Origin of the sequence: Paraburkholderia sp. BR10937, assembly GCF_040965695.1 — a bacterium.
Lineage (GTDB): Bacteria > Pseudomonadota > Gammaproteobacteria > Burkholderiales > Burkholderiaceae > Paraburkholderia.
This window is the reverse complement of the sequence record NZ_JBFRCL010000039.1, coordinates 1-17,216: the sequence shown is the minus strand read 5'-3', so window position 1 is coordinate 17,216 and position 17,216 is coordinate 1. Positions and strand designations below refer to the sequence as shown.

General features: G+C 56.9%; 14 protein-coding genes and 2 pseudogenes. 10 read left to right on the top strand and 6 right to left on the bottom strand.

All coding sequences use genetic code 11. From position 1 onward, the window contains the following. Nucleotides 1-2 precede the first annotated feature (2 nt). Nucleotides 3-425 carry a hypothetical protein gene (locus AB4Y44_RS27900; protein ID WP_368701397.1) on the top strand — a complete coding sequence of 141 codons (423 nt, stop codon included), beginning with the start codon at nucleotides 3-5 and terminating at the stop codon, nucleotides 423-425. 283 nt (nucleotides 426-708) lie between these two features. Here the strand turns inward: AB4Y44_RS27900 and AB4Y44_RS27895 are convergent, their stop codons facing one another. Together AB4Y44_RS27895 and AB4Y44_RS27890 are read right to left on the bottom strand one after the other, a co-directional pair. Then, complete coding sequence (locus tag AB4Y44_RS27895; protein ID WP_368701396.1) at nucleotides 709-1,869, bottom strand: HoxN/HupN/NixA family nickel/cobalt transporter; 1,161 nt, start codon at nucleotides 1,867-1,869, stop codon at nucleotides 709-711. Between the two features lie 69 nt (nucleotides 1,870-1,938). After that, nucleotides 1,939-2,970, bottom strand: coding sequence for a DUF4331 family protein (locus tag AB4Y44_RS27890; RefSeq protein ID WP_368701395.1), 1,032 nt, complete (start codon nucleotides 2,968-2,970; stop codon nucleotides 1,939-1,941). A 518-nt stretch (nucleotides 2,971-3,488) separates the two neighbouring features. Here AB4Y44_RS27890 and AB4Y44_RS27885 point away from each other — a divergent pair. The 4 genes from AB4Y44_RS27885 to AB4Y44_RS27870 all read left to right on the top strand — a co-directional run bounded on the left by AB4Y44_RS27885 (nucleotide 3,489) and on the right by AB4Y44_RS27870 (nucleotide 7,204). Next, nucleotides 3,489-3,842 carry a BON domain-containing protein gene (locus tag AB4Y44_RS27885; protein WP_368701394.1) on the top strand — a complete coding sequence of 118 codons (354 nt, stop codon included), beginning with the start codon at nucleotides 3,489-3,491 and terminating at the stop codon, nucleotides 3,840-3,842. A 581-nt stretch (nucleotides 3,843-4,423) separates the two neighbouring features. After that, a complete protein-coding gene (locus tag AB4Y44_RS27880) occupies nucleotides 4,424-5,161 on the top strand; it encodes an SDR family oxidoreductase (RefSeq protein WP_368701393.1) in 738 nt (245 codons plus the stop codon). A gap of 432 nt (nucleotides 5,162-5,593) precedes the next feature. After that, the gene (locus tag AB4Y44_RS27875; protein ID WP_368701392.1) at nucleotides 5,594-6,538 is read left to right on the top strand and encodes a helix-turn-helix domain-containing protein; all 945 of its coding nucleotides are present in this window, start codon (nucleotides 5,594-5,596) and stop codon (nucleotides 6,536-6,538) included. A gap of 270 nt (nucleotides 6,539-6,808) precedes the next feature. Next, nucleotides 6,809-7,204 (top strand): DUF3331 domain-containing protein, encoded by a 396-nt coding sequence (locus AB4Y44_RS27870; protein ID WP_368701391.1) that lies wholly within the window; start codon nucleotides 6,809-6,811, stop codon nucleotides 7,202-7,204. Between the two features lie 196 nt (nucleotides 7,205-7,400). Here the strand turns inward: AB4Y44_RS27870 and AB4Y44_RS27865 are convergent, their stop codons facing one another. Further along, entirely contained in the window at nucleotides 7,401-9,722 is a 2,322-nt protein-coding gene (locus AB4Y44_RS27865; protein WP_368701445.1) for an FdhF/YdeP family oxidoreductase, read from the bottom strand. Between the two features lie 305 nt (nucleotides 9,723-10,027). On the opposite strand from AB4Y44_RS27865, the gene AB4Y44_RS27860 reads away from it, so the two are divergent. From AB4Y44_RS27860 to AB4Y44_RS27845, 4 genes are all read left to right on the top strand, one after another. Next, nucleotides 10,028-10,852 carry an alpha/beta fold hydrolase gene (locus tag AB4Y44_RS27860; RefSeq protein ID WP_368701390.1) on the top strand — a complete coding sequence of 275 codons (825 nt, stop codon included), beginning with the start codon at nucleotides 10,028-10,030 and terminating at the stop codon, nucleotides 10,850-10,852. A 57-nt stretch (nucleotides 10,853-10,909) separates the two neighbouring features. Further along, nucleotides 10,910-11,416 carry a hypothetical protein gene (locus tag AB4Y44_RS27855; protein WP_368701389.1) on the top strand — a complete coding sequence of 169 codons (507 nt, stop codon included), beginning with the start codon at nucleotides 10,910-10,912 and terminating at the stop codon, nucleotides 11,414-11,416. Between the two features lie 407 nt (nucleotides 11,417-11,823). Continuing rightward, the gene (locus AB4Y44_RS27850) at nucleotides 11,824-12,279 is read left to right on the top strand and encodes an MEKHLA domain-containing protein (RefSeq protein ID WP_368701388.1); all 456 of its coding nucleotides are present in this window, start codon (nucleotides 11,824-11,826) and stop codon (nucleotides 12,277-12,279) included. Nucleotides 12,280-13,088: 809 nt separating this feature from the next. Then, a complete protein-coding gene (locus AB4Y44_RS27845; protein ID WP_368701387.1) occupies nucleotides 13,089-13,565 on the top strand; it encodes a DUF1348 family protein in 477 nt (158 codons plus the stop codon). A 382-nt stretch (nucleotides 13,566-13,947) separates the two neighbouring features. Here AB4Y44_RS27845 and AB4Y44_RS27840 read toward each other — a convergent pair. Continuing rightward, nucleotides 13,948-14,416, bottom strand: a pseudogene (locus AB4Y44_RS27840) (IS3 family transposase); the annotation flags it as partial. A 553-nt stretch (nucleotides 14,417-14,969) separates the two neighbouring features. Further along, nucleotides 14,970-16,022, bottom strand: a complete 1,053-nt coding sequence (locus AB4Y44_RS27835) for an alpha/beta hydrolase (RefSeq protein ID WP_368701386.1) — start codon at nucleotides 16,020-16,022, stop codon at nucleotides 14,970-14,972. A 372-nt stretch (nucleotides 16,023-16,394) separates the two neighbouring features. Here AB4Y44_RS27835 and AB4Y44_RS27830 point away from each other — a divergent pair, with 372 nt between their 5' ends. Continuing rightward, entirely contained in the window at nucleotides 16,395-16,625 is a 231-nt protein-coding gene (locus tag AB4Y44_RS27830; RefSeq protein WP_368701444.1) for a LysR family transcriptional regulator, read from the top strand. A 122-nt stretch (nucleotides 16,626-16,747) separates the two neighbouring features. On the opposite strand, the pseudogene AB4Y44_RS27825 reads toward AB4Y44_RS27830, so the two are convergent. Then, nucleotides 16,748-17,080 (bottom strand): annotated as a pseudogene (locus AB4Y44_RS27825) (DUF4148 domain-containing protein); the annotation flags it as partial. Between the last annotated feature and the right edge of the window lie 136 nt (nucleotides 17,081-17,216).

Here is a 17,216-nt window from a genome sequence, read left to right as displayed (position 1 = left end):
TCATGAAGCAGGTATTCAGCGCTGATGCGCCGTCCGGCCTACCGGATGGGTTCTACATCGGAATGATGTGCTCACCGATCTTGAAGACCAAAGTCACGGTTACCGTCGTGTTCTACAACAATACGAACACAGACGTTGATGTCGCGTGGGCGAATTCTCACCTATACAAGGTCACCGTTACAGACAATGAGGGAACAGTATTCGATCTGGAAAAGCTACTGCCTGCACCGCATCCTGATCAACCTCCAACGCCAGTGCCTGCGACGCAGCAGCACAGGATGGTTTTCCCTGTGGACACTTCGCTTGCTCCATACGCCGGGGTATTTTCATTCGATCCGGCCAAAGGTCCTTATACATTCAGGCTTGTTTTGAATTCGCCGAGTCATCCGTACACCCTGAGTGAGACAGTGCCTGTCTTGAGTTAGCGCCGACGGGCGCGGTGTGAAGATGTCCTCGCGAAGGTTCTCCGGCCAACGATGCATTAGGCAAATAGTGGGGGTTCCGAACGGGCGGATTGGTGCCTGGTCTGCGTGTCAGCCGCTGTTTTTCCTTCTTGACTTTCCCGGGCTTTCCTGGCTGGACGTTCTACAGCTTCTTCACTGAGGGGTTCGATACCGCTGACCTGCTGGAGGCCAAAGGACTGCTCGATGAGCCCGAGCGACGAAACCGTAGGGGCGTGCTGCCCCAGAGTGCGCGATTTCATCACGCTCATTCCTGTGAATGGGATGCGAAGGATTCGGTCGGAGCAGTAGCGGTACGCCTCTCTGCGGGGGTCCATTTCTGCTCTACACGACCGACCTTCCAGATGACGACCGAAACGAGCCACGTCGCGATGAACATAGCGACGATTGCGAAGCCTAACTGGCTGAGATCGAGTCCGACAAGGCTATTAAGGATCCCAATGTGGAAGTCGAGTGAACCGTGAAAGAGGCTTATGATCTCAAGTGAGCCTATAAACATTGCAACTGCAATAGAGAGCGCTGTGACCACTATGTTGTAGTAGATTTTCCTTACCGGTCTGTCTAGTGCCCATCCGTATGCAACGGTCATGAAGGAGCCGTCAAGCGTATCGAAGAACAGCATGCCGGCGGCAAAAAGCACTGGCAGACACAGGATCGCATACCACGGCAGCCCGGACGTCGCGCTTGAGCCGGTCAGCACTAAAAGCGCGATCTCTGTTGCTGTGTCGAATCCGAGCCCGAACAGTAGACCTACGACGAACATTTGCGTGGGCTTGCGAATGATCTTCATGAACGGAGCGAGTAAACGATTGATGAAGCCTCGCCCGTCAAGGAGCGTTTCGAGCGACGCGTTGTCGTATTGACCGCGACGGAGACGCTTGAATGCCTTCAAAACGTCAACGAGGGTAACCAGGTTGAATCCCGCTATCAAAAAAAGAAATATGCCGGAGATGCCTGTCCCGATAATGCCGGTCAATGCGTGAAACGGCGAATCAGCTCGGCCGATACGGCTCGCGATCGTATGCACCCCGAGTGCGACCAGCAGCGTCAGACCGAAGACGATGGTTGAATGGCCGAGTGAAAACCAGAATCCTACTGCCCCTGCGGCTTTACCTTCCCCCACGAGCTTGCGGGTAGTGTTGTCGATCGCAGCTATGTGATCAGCATCGAATGCATGTCGCATTCCGAGAGTGTACGCTGTTAGCCCAACGCCAATGCCGAAGGCTTTGGAGCCGACACTGAGATGCAGGGGGGCGACAAACAGGGTAAGCGTGCCCCAACCGAGCGCATGTAGGAGCGCGATGAAGGCGAAGATTGGAAGCAGCGCTCTCCCTCGGCCACGAAGAAGCGGCGGCGTCTCAATGGTTGTCTGCTGCAGAGGAAGCAACTGTTGGAACTTCTTTGGCATGGACATTTCTCCATAGGAGAACCGGGGAAGGTGGCGAACGCGCCGCCGCCGGCGCGTTCGCGCCGTACGTCAGACCTTGGGCACGTATGGGAAGGTCGCGGTTGGTCTCGGGTTCACGGATTCTTTGCCGATATGCAGGCTGATAGGGGTGTTCGCCGCAATCGTGAACATTACGTCGGGCGCGTTATCTATTAGCGACCGGCCATTCCAGTCAGCCATACCGAACACCGCAGGCGTACCCACCGTATACGGAAGAATATTCGGGAGAAATCGGTGAGCGACTCTGGTTGCATATCCTTCCGGATCATCAGCAGTTCCGTTAGCGGTCACCGCGCCAGCGATGGATTTGATGAGTGTATTGCCGTAGGTAGAGAAGTCCTCGGAAGGACGGCCGGCATTCAACCGGTTACCAAGATCCTCGTTGAACTGAGTGAAGAGCGGGTGAATCATCGGCAGCCCCACTCGGTTGATCGAGCGCCAGCCGCCGGCGTCAGTCGCAAGGGTAGCGACGGCCCAAACACCGATGCGGCGGTCGGCACCAATTTCCGCGAGCAATTCAGCATCGGGAATCTCGATGACAATCGAATACACCGTGTGGCCAGCGAAAAGGTTGCGCGCATTCTCCGGGGTCCAGTCGCCGAGATTGAGAACAGTGCCGTCCTGGAACGCGTGCCCAACAGCATGCAGTACGTACGGTTCGATCCAGAAGGGATCCCCAGCCTTGCCAGCCCAGACACGAATACCGGTCTCTGTGGTTACGGCCGTGTCCGTCTCGCCACGAGTGATGACTTCGCCTTGTGCGTTGGGATCGACCGCGTCGGCCCCCGAGACTCGGCGTAGAACGAAGCGCTGCTTGCCTTGCGCGTCGCGCTCATCGAACGTGAGGCGGTAAGTAATGTCTTCGATGGAGTCGGAGTTCGTATCAACCTTGAATTCGTACATGCCCTCCGGGTGATAGCCCGGAACCGGAACATTGCCGGTAATCGAATGACAGACGTTGATGACGAGCACGGTACCTGTCTGACCGCGGAAACAGTACAGATCAGTGATATCCAGGCGGATGTCCTGGCGTGCGAGCGGGGAATCCAGATGATGAGACATGGTTCGATCCTTTGCTGTCGTGATGTGGTTTCGGCGTCCAGCGTTCTGGCTTGCGAATATGCCTGAATGGTGGGTGGGGGCGTCAGCCTGAATGGGGACTCTCGCGGGCGCGGGGCCGTCCTCCCTGATGCGCTATAGCGACGGGTAGCGACGGGGACAGCATGCCTTCGCATGCAACGGCGGGATGTCGAAAACTGCTTCAGATTTCGGATTCGCACGCTCCCATTGGACTCGTCATGCCATCAAGCTGAACTGAGACGGTCACATCTAGACCAACGTATAGCGCGCACGAACCATCGTAGGCTGGTGTGAGATGCTCGTGCGATGTAGCTTCGTGTACGGATGCGAGTTCACGTCACGCAGATGGTTTGGTCAACTGGGCAGTCAGCTTAAATGACACGGACCGCATTCCGCTTTGCCTTTGTCTGGTTGGTCGCAGAGTATCAGCCACCCAGATCGAACATTCTTAACGCTTATTATGAGGTGGCTACCATATGCCGCCAGGACAGGGAAAAATCATGTACTCGAAACTGTTGTTTGTCAGAACGGCTGGTATCGCGCTTTGCGTGTCGTTAAGTTTTGGATTTGCCGAGAGCGGCGCATGGGCACAACAGCCGTCCAATGCAACGAACACGGTGAAGTCAGAGCATGCCGCAGACCGGGCGCTAGCGCGCAGCGTGCGCAAGGCGCTCGATCGCCAGAAGGGTCTCGACATCGATGATGTCCGCATTCTGGCTAAACATGGCGAAATCGGGCTCGACGGGACGGTGCCGGATGGCAGTCAACTGCAGACAGTATCGTCAGTCGCTGCCTCCGTTCCAGGGGTAAAGGCGGTTCACAGCTACCTGTCGGTTCGGGAGGAGGGAAACTAACGCATCCGCCGCTGGTGCGCGCTAGCCAGTGGGCATGTCGTGGGGGCGACGTCATACGGCGTGCCTCCGCTTTCTCGCTCTAACCGCCTATCGGCTCGCACTGTAGAAAATCAGAGACTGCACGCGTCGTGCGCCCTTGTCGCCTGCGTTTTCAAGTGTCTTTTCCCTCGCGATCTTCTCGTTAACGTCATTGGTATGGAGCGCGGTCTACGAGGCCAATGCACCCACTGATTCAGTGTGTTTCGTGTTCTTCCCAAAAGATCGCTCATTTTCTCGTAATGGTGAGCGAGCGCCTTGTCACGGCACTCGGACACGACCGATCGTCGGTGCGCTATATGAGAACGAGAGCTTTTAAATCCTTAAATCGACGGAAAATGATACTAAGGTATTCAAGCGCAAAGGCGAATATTTAGAAAAATGAATGCGTGAGTTCGTGTATGCGTGTCGGGGGAACTGATTGGGTGAGATCCTGCTAGGCGAAGCGCCATGGAGTGCGAATACGAAAACGAAGTTCATTCGGAAAGGTGAAAATGTCTGGCGCTGTCGTCGTAGCGTTATTTAACCTTTTCCAGGAGCATCAAATGTCAGAGTCGATTAAGGTTGCGTTGGTAACGGGCGCATCGGGCGGAATTGGCAAGGCGGTCGCGCAGCGACTCGCAAAGGACGGTTTCGCCATAGTGGCGAACTATGCTGGTAATCCGGTGCATGCAGACGAGCTGGTTTCGGAGATAGTTAGTGGTGGCGGGCGTGCGATATCGGTGGGCGCTAACGTAGCCGACGCAGACGGCGTCACCGAACTGTACCGCCGGTCGCTGGCCGAGTTCGGTCGTCTCGATGCAGTTGTCCATTGCGCCGGCATCATGCCGCTCAACCCTATCGCATCCGGCTCTATCGAGTCCTTCGACCGCGTTATCGACGTGAATCTGCGCGGTAGCTATTTGGTTATGGCGCATGCCGCAGAGTGTCTTGGCCCAGGCGGGCGCATCATCGTGTTTTCCAGCAGCGTACTTGCGAAGTCCTTTCCTGGTTACGGTGCGTACATTGCTTCGAAAGCCGGTGTTGAGGGGCTTGTGCGGGTACTCGCCAATGAGCTGCGTGGCAAGGGGATCACTGTGAACGCTGTGGCGCCGGGGCCCGTTGCGACAGAGTTGTTTCTAAAAGGGAAGACAGAAGCGCAGATCGAGCAGCTAGCGCACCTCGCGCCGCTCGAACGCCTCGGCGAGCCAGCGGACATCTCGCGTACGGTTGCTTTTCTCGTAGGCGAGGACGGTGAATGGGTCAACGGTCAGGTGTTGCGCGTCAACGGCGGATTTGCCTGAATCCGTAGCTAGCGGACTGGCGTTTCGCGATCACCACACGGCGGTGCACTTACGCTTGCCCTTCCGATTGGCGGTCGTAAGACCGCCACTTTCATCGCCGCCTGCAAGCGCTCCAGAGCTGTTTCTCCGGACTTGAGAGCGCTTTGTATCAGTGGCCTATACCGAAGTATAGAAAAACTACCTTGGAGAGCGGTTTTCGAGAGGAAAAAGTGAGGGTCGTGAGGGATCGGTTCCGCTTAACCGTGCGATAGGATGAAGAATGACCCTTTCCATTAAACGTCAGTATGGGAGGCCCCAGCGGGCTCGCGGTGTCGGCCAAGCCATCGTAGGTCTGGTGGCGGATGATTCCGTCAGCTACCGTTAAGCCAACGGGGTCCAACTGTCTTCGCGTTGCTCCAAAACGGGAAGTCGACGAAAAATGGAAGGAAGATCATGAATAACCCGCTTGACTGTCTCCAGCCTGTCTTCAATAAGCCTTATCGTCTCGCGCGTCATCCAATTGACACTGAAATCGAATGGCGAACCCCTGCGCCGAAGGATCAGAATGCGTCGGACGCGCTTGTGCTGCACTGGACACACAAGGCAAATACGCCACTCCATGTCGCGAACGACGGACACGAGTCGCTGCATTGTGTCGCGCTGAACCTGAAGTGTACCTCGCTGAGCTTCGACTACGCCGGGCGCCCGCTGATTCGTGGGCGGGTCCCTGCGGGTGTAGCGCATATTGGCGCGCCGTGCGTCGCAGCACGCGCTAGCTTCTCGATGCCATGCGACGTACTGCATCTCTATATTTCGCAGAAGGTGCTCGGCGAGTGCTATGCGGACCTCTTTGGGCGCCCACATTCGGGTGATCTAATCCTGGGAGACGGGCGACTGCTGCGTGACCCAGCGATTGAACGTCTGAGTCAGGCACTCGCTGTATCGCGGACAAACGACGCGGCGCTCGGAAAGGTCTTTACCGATAGCGTGAGTCTCGCCATCGTCTCTCGTCTTGTCAGCCGACAGTACGCAGGATCGTCGCGCAGAGTACGCATTGCGGCGGAACTGCCAAAATGGCGTTTGGCGCGGGTGATGGAATACGTCGACGCCCATCTCGGGGAGCCCATCGGCCTTGCCGAGATGGCTGAAAGCGCGGGGCTTACACGTATGCACTTTGCAGCTCAGTTCCGTCAGGCGAGCGGGCTCCGGCCACATGAATACTTGCTGAGAAGACGAATTGAGCACGCGCAGTCGCTGCTGCTGGGTTCGCGGCGCAACGCACTGGATATTGCATTAAGTTGCGGGTTTCGCTCGCAGGCTCACTTTACGACCGTATTCAAGCGTTTTGTAGGAGAGACGCCTTGCTTCTGGCGAAAAAAAAATGGCGGACTTCGATAGGATTTTGCAGCACTTTCTTGAGCGTAGCACGCGTTACTTGCTTGGGATCGAGAATCATCAGATTCCGAAGGTGTCCGTGGTACCAGCGCCGGACTCCGTGCGCCAGACATGCATTGCGCAAGCGGGAGCTTCCGCATCCGCGACCGGGGTCTTATCGGTTGTCCCTGGATCGCTCGATAGCAACAGTGCCGCCCTCACATAGCGGCTTTACTCGGACATAGATATTAAAAGAGTGCAAGAAAGCACTTTAAAATAACGTTAGGAGTCCATATGATATCGCAGTGTTGTACAGCAGACCCATGGGCGATGACAGTCGGCTTACTTGGCCAGCTTTCCGGTGCACAACTCGCGGACTGCGTCCTGTCCTCTCACGCACGGCACATGTCGAGAGCACGCCACGGCATCAAGGAACAGTTTTCGGGCGTGACTGTTCATGTGATCGAACGCTCGACTGCGACGAGGATCACGCTCGCATGGCGCGATCCCTCGCGGTGCGCATATGGCGATCAAGAGTGGTATCTCACGCGTGCACGCCGCTCGGGCGTTTGCGCAGTCAGCGGGCGGCCAATTCGGCGAGGAGAGTCCGTCTATCGCCCGAGGCCCATGCGTCCGCAAGCGCTTAATGCTGACGCAATGATTCACACTGCGGTCTTCCAGGACGACTAGTTCGCTTGACGGAAGGGCGGGATCGTGTATGCACACGCCCCGCCCTTCGTCACTGGTGCCTCTCTTCCCCTTTCGTTGACGGCAATGACTGCGCCAAGTCAATCACCGTTCATTATTCGTGGCATTCATTTTGCCTCCGGCGGCCGTAGTGGGATGGCGCCTTCAGCGCAAATTGCACAATTGAAAGACTTGGCGTTCAAAGCTGCCAATGGTCACCGCTTTGCGATTCGAAATCGTCGGCCCGCCTGATCCCCACAGGCACACCTTTGTATGAAGGCGTGCGGCTCTTCGGGTCGAACGCGTAGAGCGGCACAAGTGGATTGGCTTCAGGGTAGTAGGCGCCACAGCAGTTGTCGGGAAGAGCGTGCTCAACGACCAGGAAGCCACGCAAGATGCGCTCGATGCCATCGCTGGAAAGCGAAACAATGTCCACGCGGTCGCCGGCGCGCAGGTCGCGCTTGCGCAACTCGTTGCTGTTTATAAAAACAACGTCTCGTTGACCAAAAACGCCCCGGTAGCGATCAGAGTGCGAATACAACGTGGTGTTGTACTGGTCGTGGCTGCGCATCGTGGTGAGCCAGAGCGCGTCGGTGTCTCGGTTTGCAAGGTCTACTTCGAAACCAGGAAGAACGAGAAAGTTCGCCTTGCCGGTCAACGTCGCCCATATGCGATCACGCGCAGTCGAGCCGAGGTGAAAGCCGCCGGGAACACGTATACGGGCGTTGTATGCCTCGAATGCTGGAAAAACTCGTTCGATTGCGTCTCGAACACGATCGTAGTGGGCAATCAGGTGTTCCCAAGGCACACGGGATCGCGTGCCGAGCGTAGCGCGTGCAATGCCGGCGACGATTGCAGGCTCACTGAGCAAATCCGGCGATGCAGGTGCATTCCGGCCTGCGGAAGCATGCACCATTGACATTGAGTCTTCTACTGTGATTGACTGCGGCCCTTCGGCTTGCAGGTCGATTTCCGTGCGCCCGAGGCATGGCAGTATCAGTGCGTCCTTTCCATGGACGAGGTGGCTGCGGTTCAGTTTCGTCGATATTTGCACAGTCAGCGCCAATGAGCGCATGGCAGCTTGTACACGCGGCCAGTCAGGCACCGCTGCTGCGAAGTTGCCGCCGAGCGCGACGAATACCTTTGATTGTCCTTCCAACATTGCGTCGATTGTGGCGACGACATCGCGCCCGTGCGCAGTCGGGGCGCGGAAGCCGAAGGCGCGTTCGATGCCATCTATGAGGGCGGCGCTCGGTTTCTCGGTGATCCCCACAGTGCGGTTCCCCTGCACGTTGGAATGTCCGCGGACAGGACATACCCCGGCGCCGGGCCGTCCGACGTTGCCGCGCAGTAGCGCGAGATTGGCAATCTGCTGCACAGTAGCGGTGCCGGACTGATGCTGTGTGATTCCCATTCCGTAAACGAGGATCGCATTATCGGCGCGAGCGTAGATACTCGCGGCTGACTCGATATCCGCTTTGGCGAGACCGCTGTGTGCTTCGATCTCTGTCCACTTTGTTGCTCGGAGGTCAGTTTCGAGTTCGTTAAAGCCTGTCGTGTGACCAGCAATGAATTCGGTGTCGAGTACTCGAGGCTGGTCGTCGACTCGCGCCTTGTCGTCCATCTCAACTAGTGCCTTCATCATCCCCTTGAGGACGGCTGCGTCACCACCCACTTTCACTTGGTAGAGGCAGGTGCTGATTGCAGTGGATCCGAGCGTCGCCATTTCGACGGGATCTTGTGGCGAGGCGAACCGTTCCAGCGCGCGCTCCCGGAACGGGTTGAATGAAATGATGCTGGCGCCTCGCCGGGCTGCGGCACGGAGATCACTCATCATACGGGGGCTGTTCGTGCCGGGGTTCTGCCCAAAAATGAAAATAGCGTCCGCGTGCTCAAAATCTTGAAGCAGCACGGTCCCCTTGCCGACGCCGATGGATTCTGGCAGACCGACGCTCGTGGCCTCATGGCACATGTTCGAGCAATCGGGGAAGTTGTTCGTGCCGAACTCGCGAACGAATAGCTGATAGAGAAAGGCAGCCTCATTGGAGGTTCGCCCCGAGGTATAGAAGTCTGCCTGATGCGGACTTTCGAGAGCGTTCAAGTGCTTTGCGATTAGCTTGAATGCTTCTGGCCACTCGATAGGTACATAGTGGTCGCTTGTGGCGTCATATCGCATCGGATGTGTAAGCCGGCCCGACATCTCGAGGTCGTAGTCGTTCCATTCAGCTAGCTCCGTGACGCGGTGCTTCGCGAAGAATTCCGGCGTGCAGCGCTTGTGTGTCGCCTCCCACGCTACGGCTTTGGCGCCGTTTTCGCAAAACTCGAAGGAGGATGTGGGTTTTGGGTCTGGCCACGCACATCCGGGACAGTCGAAGCCCTCTGGCTGGTTCATATGAAGCAGGGTCCTCGCGCCAGAGATGGGCACGCCTTGTACGGCGAGCGCCTCCCCAGTAGCACGCAGCGCGCCCCATCCTCCCGCTGGATCCCTGTAGATGCGTATGCTTTTCTTTTCAATCGCCATGTCCAATTCCTTCACGGCGTAGAAAGAGGCCGCGTTGGTGCATGCTGCAATGGTCAAGCGCGCGCGGCTTTCTTGTTCCATGCAGCCATTGCGGTTTTGCACGTTAATATCGAGAGTCGGCAGTAGGCTTGCAAATCATGTCTTATCAGAAACGTGCGGATCCTAAAAAAAGTTTGGGCATCGAAAGCCGCGTGTCGGATCAGATTGCAATACTACAACTGTGCGCGGGGACTACCGGCCCTCTTGAGCGGCGATCCTGACGGCGCCCACTATTTCGCGGACACCCCAAATACGGAGTAGCAAGCATGGCAAAGCTGACGCTGAAAGACGGCACTGAACTCTTTTACAAGGACTGGGGCACCGGCCAGCCGGTCGTTTTTTCCCACGGCTGGCCGCTCAACGCCGACGCGTGGGATGCACAGATGCTATTTCTGGCTACGCGCGGCTACCGGGTCATCGCGCATGATCGCCGCGGTTATGGCCGATCGAGTCAGCCTTGGGACGGCAACAACATGGATCGCTACGCTGACGATCTCGGCGAGCTGGTTGAACATCTCGATCTGCACGACGCAGTGCTCGTCGGACATTCCACGGGGGGCGGTGAGGTCGCGCGCTATATCGGTCGCCATGGTACGGGACGCGTATGCAAGGTCGTATTGATTGCGGCAGTACCACCGCTGATGGTCCAAACCGAAGCAAATCCTCGTGGCCTGCCGATAGCCGTCTTTGATGATATCCGCAAGGGCGTACTCGCAAACCGCTCTCAGTTCTTCAAAGACCTGGCTTTGCCGTTTTTTGGCTTCAATCGCGAAGGGGCAGCGGTGTCGAAGGGCACCATCGATGCGTTCTGGCTGGCAGGCATGCAGTGCTCGATTAAGAGCGCGTACGACTGCATCAAGGCGTTTTCGGAAACCGACTTCACCGACGATCTGAAGAAGATGAATGTGCCAACGCTCGTGCTGCAAGGCGACGGCGACCAGATAGTGCCCCTCGACGACTCCGGCCGGCTGTCTGCGGAACTCGTCCCGAATAGTTCACTGGTCGTCTATGCTGGTGCGCCGCATGGCATGTGCACGACACACGCTGAGCAGGTCAATGCAGACCTGTTGTCGTTCATTGAGGGCCGATAAGTCTAGGATTTTGCCGCCGGCCTGAGGGCGTCGCGGCGGCGCCTTGGAGAGGTAGCGATGGGCCACGACGAAAGCACGACGCAGCTAGTACCAGACACAGCGGGGTTGGTTGACCCGCCGGATTATGCTGAAATTTCGCATTGGCTTCAATCAAACTCGTTAGTCGGCGCGTCGGAGGTGAACAACATCGAAGATCACGGTGTCGCGCACACGCCCGTTCTCGCCGGCCGGTGGACGAGATGCCTCGTGAAACTGTCTGGGGCTTGGGCGCTCATAGAACTGCCGGTAGAGTACTGGGGCGCACAGGACGGCATCGAGAGAATCGCTTTGACGCTCACCGCTGCACTTTGGCTGGCAATCATATCTCTTGTATTGCGGGGTAGTCAGCTGGCACGCGGGGTCTTCGTATTCCTTTGTGCGCTGGGAGTCCTGGCTGTCGCGCCAGCGCTTCCTGCCGAGTTCGCATCGTGTCGCCTCGCGTTCTGCCTGTCGCTCATAGAGTGCGCTGTGAAATCTATGCTGTTTATCGCATTTGTGTCGCGCTACATCCTGATGGAAGCGTGACACTCGTGGACGCAATCCGTCGGTTGGCCAACGCTGAGGCGAGCAGAATCAGGCCCGATATTTCCGCCTTGTACATGGATCGCGGGTGTCCATTCCAAGCGAATGGCGCGCTTGGTAGCGGGGTGCGTGCGGTCCTGATATTTCTCCAGCGGCTGTGTCATTGGGTCCGCCGATTCGTGCGTCCAATGCGATCGGGTGGTTAAGGGTATTGTGCCGTGATGGGCACAACGTTGCTTTCAAACTCGCATCTCACGGATGATGGGTGCACTTCCGAGAGTGGACTGAGTTCATCACCGCGCGCGAGTCTGCCTCTTGCGCGTTGGCCGGAATGCACCTCTCTGCCTGAGGTAAGTTAGCGCCAGCGGGCGCCACCGTGGCGCGAACCTCGAAACAAGGAGTACAACTCGATGCCCTCGAGCACGGATGCTGAATTCTTTCGTCTTCTCTCGGGCAGCTATCGACGCCTGGTCGGCGAGCCGCTCATACCCCAAGGTATGAGCGACGCCGAAAGTGCGCTCTGGCTGTACGAAGCGGCGCCATTTGGCCTGCTTGCTCACAACACCCAAGCCGATCCGGTCTTTACGTATGGAAATCGGCGTGCGCAGGAGATTTTCGGCTATAACTGGGACGAGATCACGGCGTTGCCGTCGCGGTTGTCTGCAGAGGCGCCGCAGCGAAGCGGGCGACAAGCGTTCCTCGACAAGGTGACGCATGACGGCTTTGTGACTGGCTATCGAGGCATACGCATCACGAAATCTGGCCGACGTTTCTGGATTGAGCATGCAACCGTATGGCAGCTCGTCGATGGAGCCGGTGTACTCCATGGGCAAGCAGCAATGATCCCTCACGTCACACAATGCTAAAGCGCTGGTGGCCCGGGCCTGCGTAGTGCGTGATTGAGGTCACCTGGAGAGATACGCCTGAAAGAAACGATTCGGGCCCCGCGCATTCGCGCGGGGCGCGCTGCGCGACTCGGGTGGCGGCTGCCGCCGCCGCAATGGGCGCCGTGCCACCGAATCCGTCCTGGCCATCTTTCTCATGGGCGGACTTCGCTTCCGCAATTCGAAATTCGGATGGATACGTGGTGCTGTCGTTTGCAGCCGGATTCTAGCCTGCCTTTCCACGCCGACGGGATTGACAAGTACTTCTGCGCGCGTGACAGGGACGTTGCCTTGTCTACGGCATCGGACGGTGCTCGAGAGGGTGAAGTGGAACTTTGAAATTCAAAGCATTTCCGATATTGAATCGGTATCAAAAGAGTAGTGAAAAATCAAAACCCAAGGTTTACTCTCGTTATGTCGGCCAGGCCACTCGCGAGCGCGCTTGCCAAATTCGTGGTGCGACGTGGTACCGTCATCGGCTGTGTTCGGGCAGGGGAGGGGGCAAAAGCGTGAGAATAGCATCGATCGCCGGCGCGATGCCTCTTGCCTAGACGATCTCGGCTAGTCATTTTACACACATGGATTGTCTCACGATTGCGTTTGATTTGTGCTTTTAGAAAATGCACGTGAATTTAATTTCGAGTGTGACGATGGCGGAATTCACGAATAAGATATGTGGGTAGTCCCGGGAGGATTGGTGGCGGGGGAAAGACAGGGGAATGTCAAAACGTCACCAAGACTCGAACAACTATGCCGTATTCCATAACTATGGAAATTGATGGAGATCTACAATGGATACAAGTGACGTGAAACCGCCCCTCCCGCCGTTTACTCACGAGACCGCGGTTCAAAAGGTGCGGATTGCAGAGGACGGCTGGAACAGTCGTGACCCGGCGAAGGTGGCGCTGGCGTATTCGGTCGACAGTCGTTGGCGCAACCGCGCAGAATTCCCCCGCGGCCGTGAGGAGATCATTGCATTTCTGACGCGGAAATGGCGACGCGAGTTGGATTACCGATTGATCAAAGAGATCTGGGCTTACGAGGGAAACAGAATTGCTGTCCGCTTTGCGTATGAGTACCATGACGATTCCGGTCAATGGTTTCGTGCCTACGGCAATGAAAACTGGATGTTCGACGAGCACGGGCTCATGATCCAGCGTCATGCAAGTATCAACGAGTCGCCGATCAAGGAAGATGAGCGGCGATTTCACTGGCCCTTGGGACGTCGCCCGGATGATCATCCGGGGCTCAGTGATCTCGGGCTGTAATTCCGCCCGACGGTAGGCCGTCTTTTGCCATGGCGCGTATGCGCAACAGGCTTTGGATGGTGGAGGGGGCCCGGCGTGCGTTTAGCTTCGCTGCGGTTCCACGGGCCTCCTCCGTGCTTTCATTGACTGCATGTCAATTTGGACAATTTCCGAACCGCATTAATTTTCGGAAGATGTTTCTCGCGGAGCAAATGAGTCTCTTGCGAGCTAAGAAAAGTAGCACCGTAGTTTGGCCCGATGGAGGCTCAGCATCTCACATTCAGTTTAGATCGATGACCAGCGGCGCGATGAGTTGATAGTGCCCATGACGTATTACACCGTATCTCTGTCCGGATGGCGCAAGCATGTTGAACCGCCCCGTGAATCGTGGAGACTGGTTGGTTTAAGTCGAGAGCGGCACAGCGGCGGTATTGCTGAGTCGCCGGTAGCAGTTTGCCTCAGCTTCTCTGAGGCGGGATATAGCCGAAAGTTCCATCAGCCGATGATGGTTGACCAGACCACCGATCCCGGCGTCGCCAGTTCGACAGACTCACGCGTTTTCTGCGGCGCACGACGATGAATCAGTTCTGCCTTGTGCAGGCCGTTGCGGTTTCAGCCAGCGCGTTGTCGTCGCTGTCTCCCCGGCTCCCGACCGATGGCTCGATACCGGATTCAGCCGACCGTGCACTGTCGCGAATGCTGAGGTATCGGGCCCCTGTCGGAGTGATGGATTAGCGTTGGTCGTTGTCTGGCTGGCGAGCGTACAGCGCCTGTTCAAGTGCATCCAGAACAATGTCTGTGGTCATCGACGAACCGACGCTCCAGCCGACGATGCGTCGGACGAACACGTCGATCGGGAGCGCCACATCGAGCCCAGCCCCGCGCTGTCGAAACTCGATTTCTTCTGGATTGACGCACCCCAGCAATGTCTGGCTCGTGCAGTCGGACTGGGGCGCTAGATTCGATAGCCGCCAATTGTGACGGATATTCCTCGCGATGCTTTCGCACCATGCGGACTGCGCTCTCCCGAACTTCAGCAGATCATTTTTTCGACTTTTTCATGGCTCCCTTCTCTCAAGAGTTGGAGCCTCCATCAAACTCCGGGCAGTTCGTGAATTGGATTTATAAATGCTGGTGGCGTAGAGATACAGCCGGGAAATGTATTCTAGCCTTTGTCTTTGTCTTTGTCTTTGTCTTTGCCTTTGCCTTTGCCTTGGAACTTGGAACTTGGAACAGACGCCAAGCCGCCTAGTTAAATAGTTTTGCAGACTGATGAACTGGTTCCAGAAAAAGCGTGGTCGCTTCTGAGACGTAAATAGCCCGGGTTGATGCCAATCCCGCTATTTGAGTGCGGTTGCCCTATAGCTGCCGAGCCCCGGCCAGGCGGAGCAGGGCTGGCCGGGTTTAATGACTTACTGTTTCTTGTTACTTGCTGAGATGCTCTCGGATTGCTTCGCTGATCTGTTGAAGTGCAGCTTCAGTGGATGGGATGTTCCGGAGGGCATTGAGGGCTACAAAATCGTGGATGGTTCCGTTGTAGCGAACGGACACGACGTTTACGCCGGAATTCATCAGTTTGCGCGCATATGCCTCGCCTTCCTCACGGAGCGGATCGTTCTCGGCAGTGACGACGATTGCTGGTGGCAGGCCTTTGAGTTCCTCAGCACTCGCTCGGAGCGGGGAAACATACGGATTAGCGCGCGTTTTTGCGTCTGGCGCATACATATCCCAACCGTATTTCATAAACGATCGAGTCAGGAATCGGCCGGTTCCGTATTCCTTGTACGAAGCGGTGTCTACGCTCGCATCGGTTGCGGGAACCATCAGTGCCTGGAAGCTAATCTTGGGCCCATTTCGGTCTTTTGCTATGAGCGTAAGAGCGGCGGTCATATCACCGCCTACCGAATTTCCCGCAATGGCAATGCGTGAACCATCGGCACCGAAATCAGCAGCGTGCTCCGAAGCCCACTTGAGTGCTGCGTATGACTCTTCCAGCTGAGTCGGGAACCGCGCCGCAGGAAGCGGAGTGTACTCTACGAACACACCGACTTGTCCGGAGCCAACGACCAGATCGCGCAGCAAGCGCTTATGGTTCGCGAAATTACCGACGATCCATACACCGCCGTGGACAAACAGCAGAACGCCCGGCTTGCCTTCGGTATTCTCGGGTTTCATGATGTAGATCTTAACCGAGTGACCATCTTCGTTGATTGTTTGTTCCGTCGTCGTAACGCCAGACATGTCAACAGCAGTCTGCTCTTGGAGCTTTGTGAGGATGTCTTGGGGCTGCGGTTGCGGCAATTCCCAAAACGGACTGCTGTTTTTGTTCAACTGGTCAAGAAACTGGCGGATCAGCGGTTCGATGTGCGGGTCGGTTGCAGGATTCACGACCGTTTGGGCTGTTGCAGGTTGCGCACAGATAACCGCTGCGATCGCGAGCATGGCAGCAGTGGCTAACTTGATGGTTTTACTGTTCATCGTTGTTCCCAAGGGTAGATCGAACTTTGGTTGATTTGCAGGCTATGCCTCGTACGCCTGCGCGCTCAAAAGATGCGCCTTCAGGTGACAAGCGATGAGGCTGCGCTGATCGTACAATTGCGCGGTAGGTATCGTTCACGCGGAAGAGGGGATTTTTAGAATTCGAACGATCGCAGCGCCGCGAGTGTAGACGGGATGAACTGGTCAACCTGTATAGCTCACGGGGATCTGCCTGCGCATTCGCTGGGTGGGAACCTCTTCGCGGTTCGAAATCTACCGGCCGTTATCCGAGTAGCGCCACAGTTACTCGATTTTCTCGGATAAGTGGCTATTGAAACGACGCGGTGCAGGACATAGGTAAACGCAAATTGTATATGGCGCGTTCCTACTGAATCGGACACAGGAGATAAGGCTGGTGAAAATCGGGAATTAAATTTCCAGCGCCCTCGCTATTTCTATGAAGGTTTGGTCCACGGTTCGATCCGTGGAACTGCTGAGAGTCTAAATACGGCGCCTTCGGTCATCGCGAGACACGTAAAGCTTCTGGAGGACGAGCTGGGGACCAACTCTGCTCGAGAGAGACGCAACGGGAGTGAAGCCTAAAAGAAGTGGCGTCACATCTTCTAAGACTTTTGGCAAGGCTACCGTCGACTGGCCCGAACGCGTCACTTCGCCGACGTGAGGCGACACTCTCATGGGCGCCGCCCCTCACGTCCAAAGGTCGTTTAGCTGCCGAAGTAAATCGGATGCATTCCGTCGTTCTCGAACACTCCGGGCGCCTTGCGCAGCGGGGTGCGCGAAGCGCCCGAATCGCTCTTAGTGTCCCGAACTCCGCCGTATGCTCGCCCGGTTTCGCGTTGATGGCCATGACCGACGCGAAGTTCCGCTGCCTGCATGCCATAGGGGTACGTATCTCTGTCCGCAGACGGTGTGTAGCCGGTTTGCCGGAGTTGAGTGAGTTCCCCGCGTACCTCTGCACGTGTCCGAGCCGATCGTTGAGTCGCAACGGGCGACTGCTGGTGCGGATAGTGCACATCACTATCTGCGAAGGCGGGGGCGGCTACAGTGTAAGCGGCTCAGCTGGGCCGTTTGTCTAGGCGCGTGCGCGTGAGGCATGATGGTGAACTGGAGCCACCGGTCAGGTAGCGGGATTCGGCGGACTGGTAGGCGTGTGCAGCTTGTCAGCCACACGCC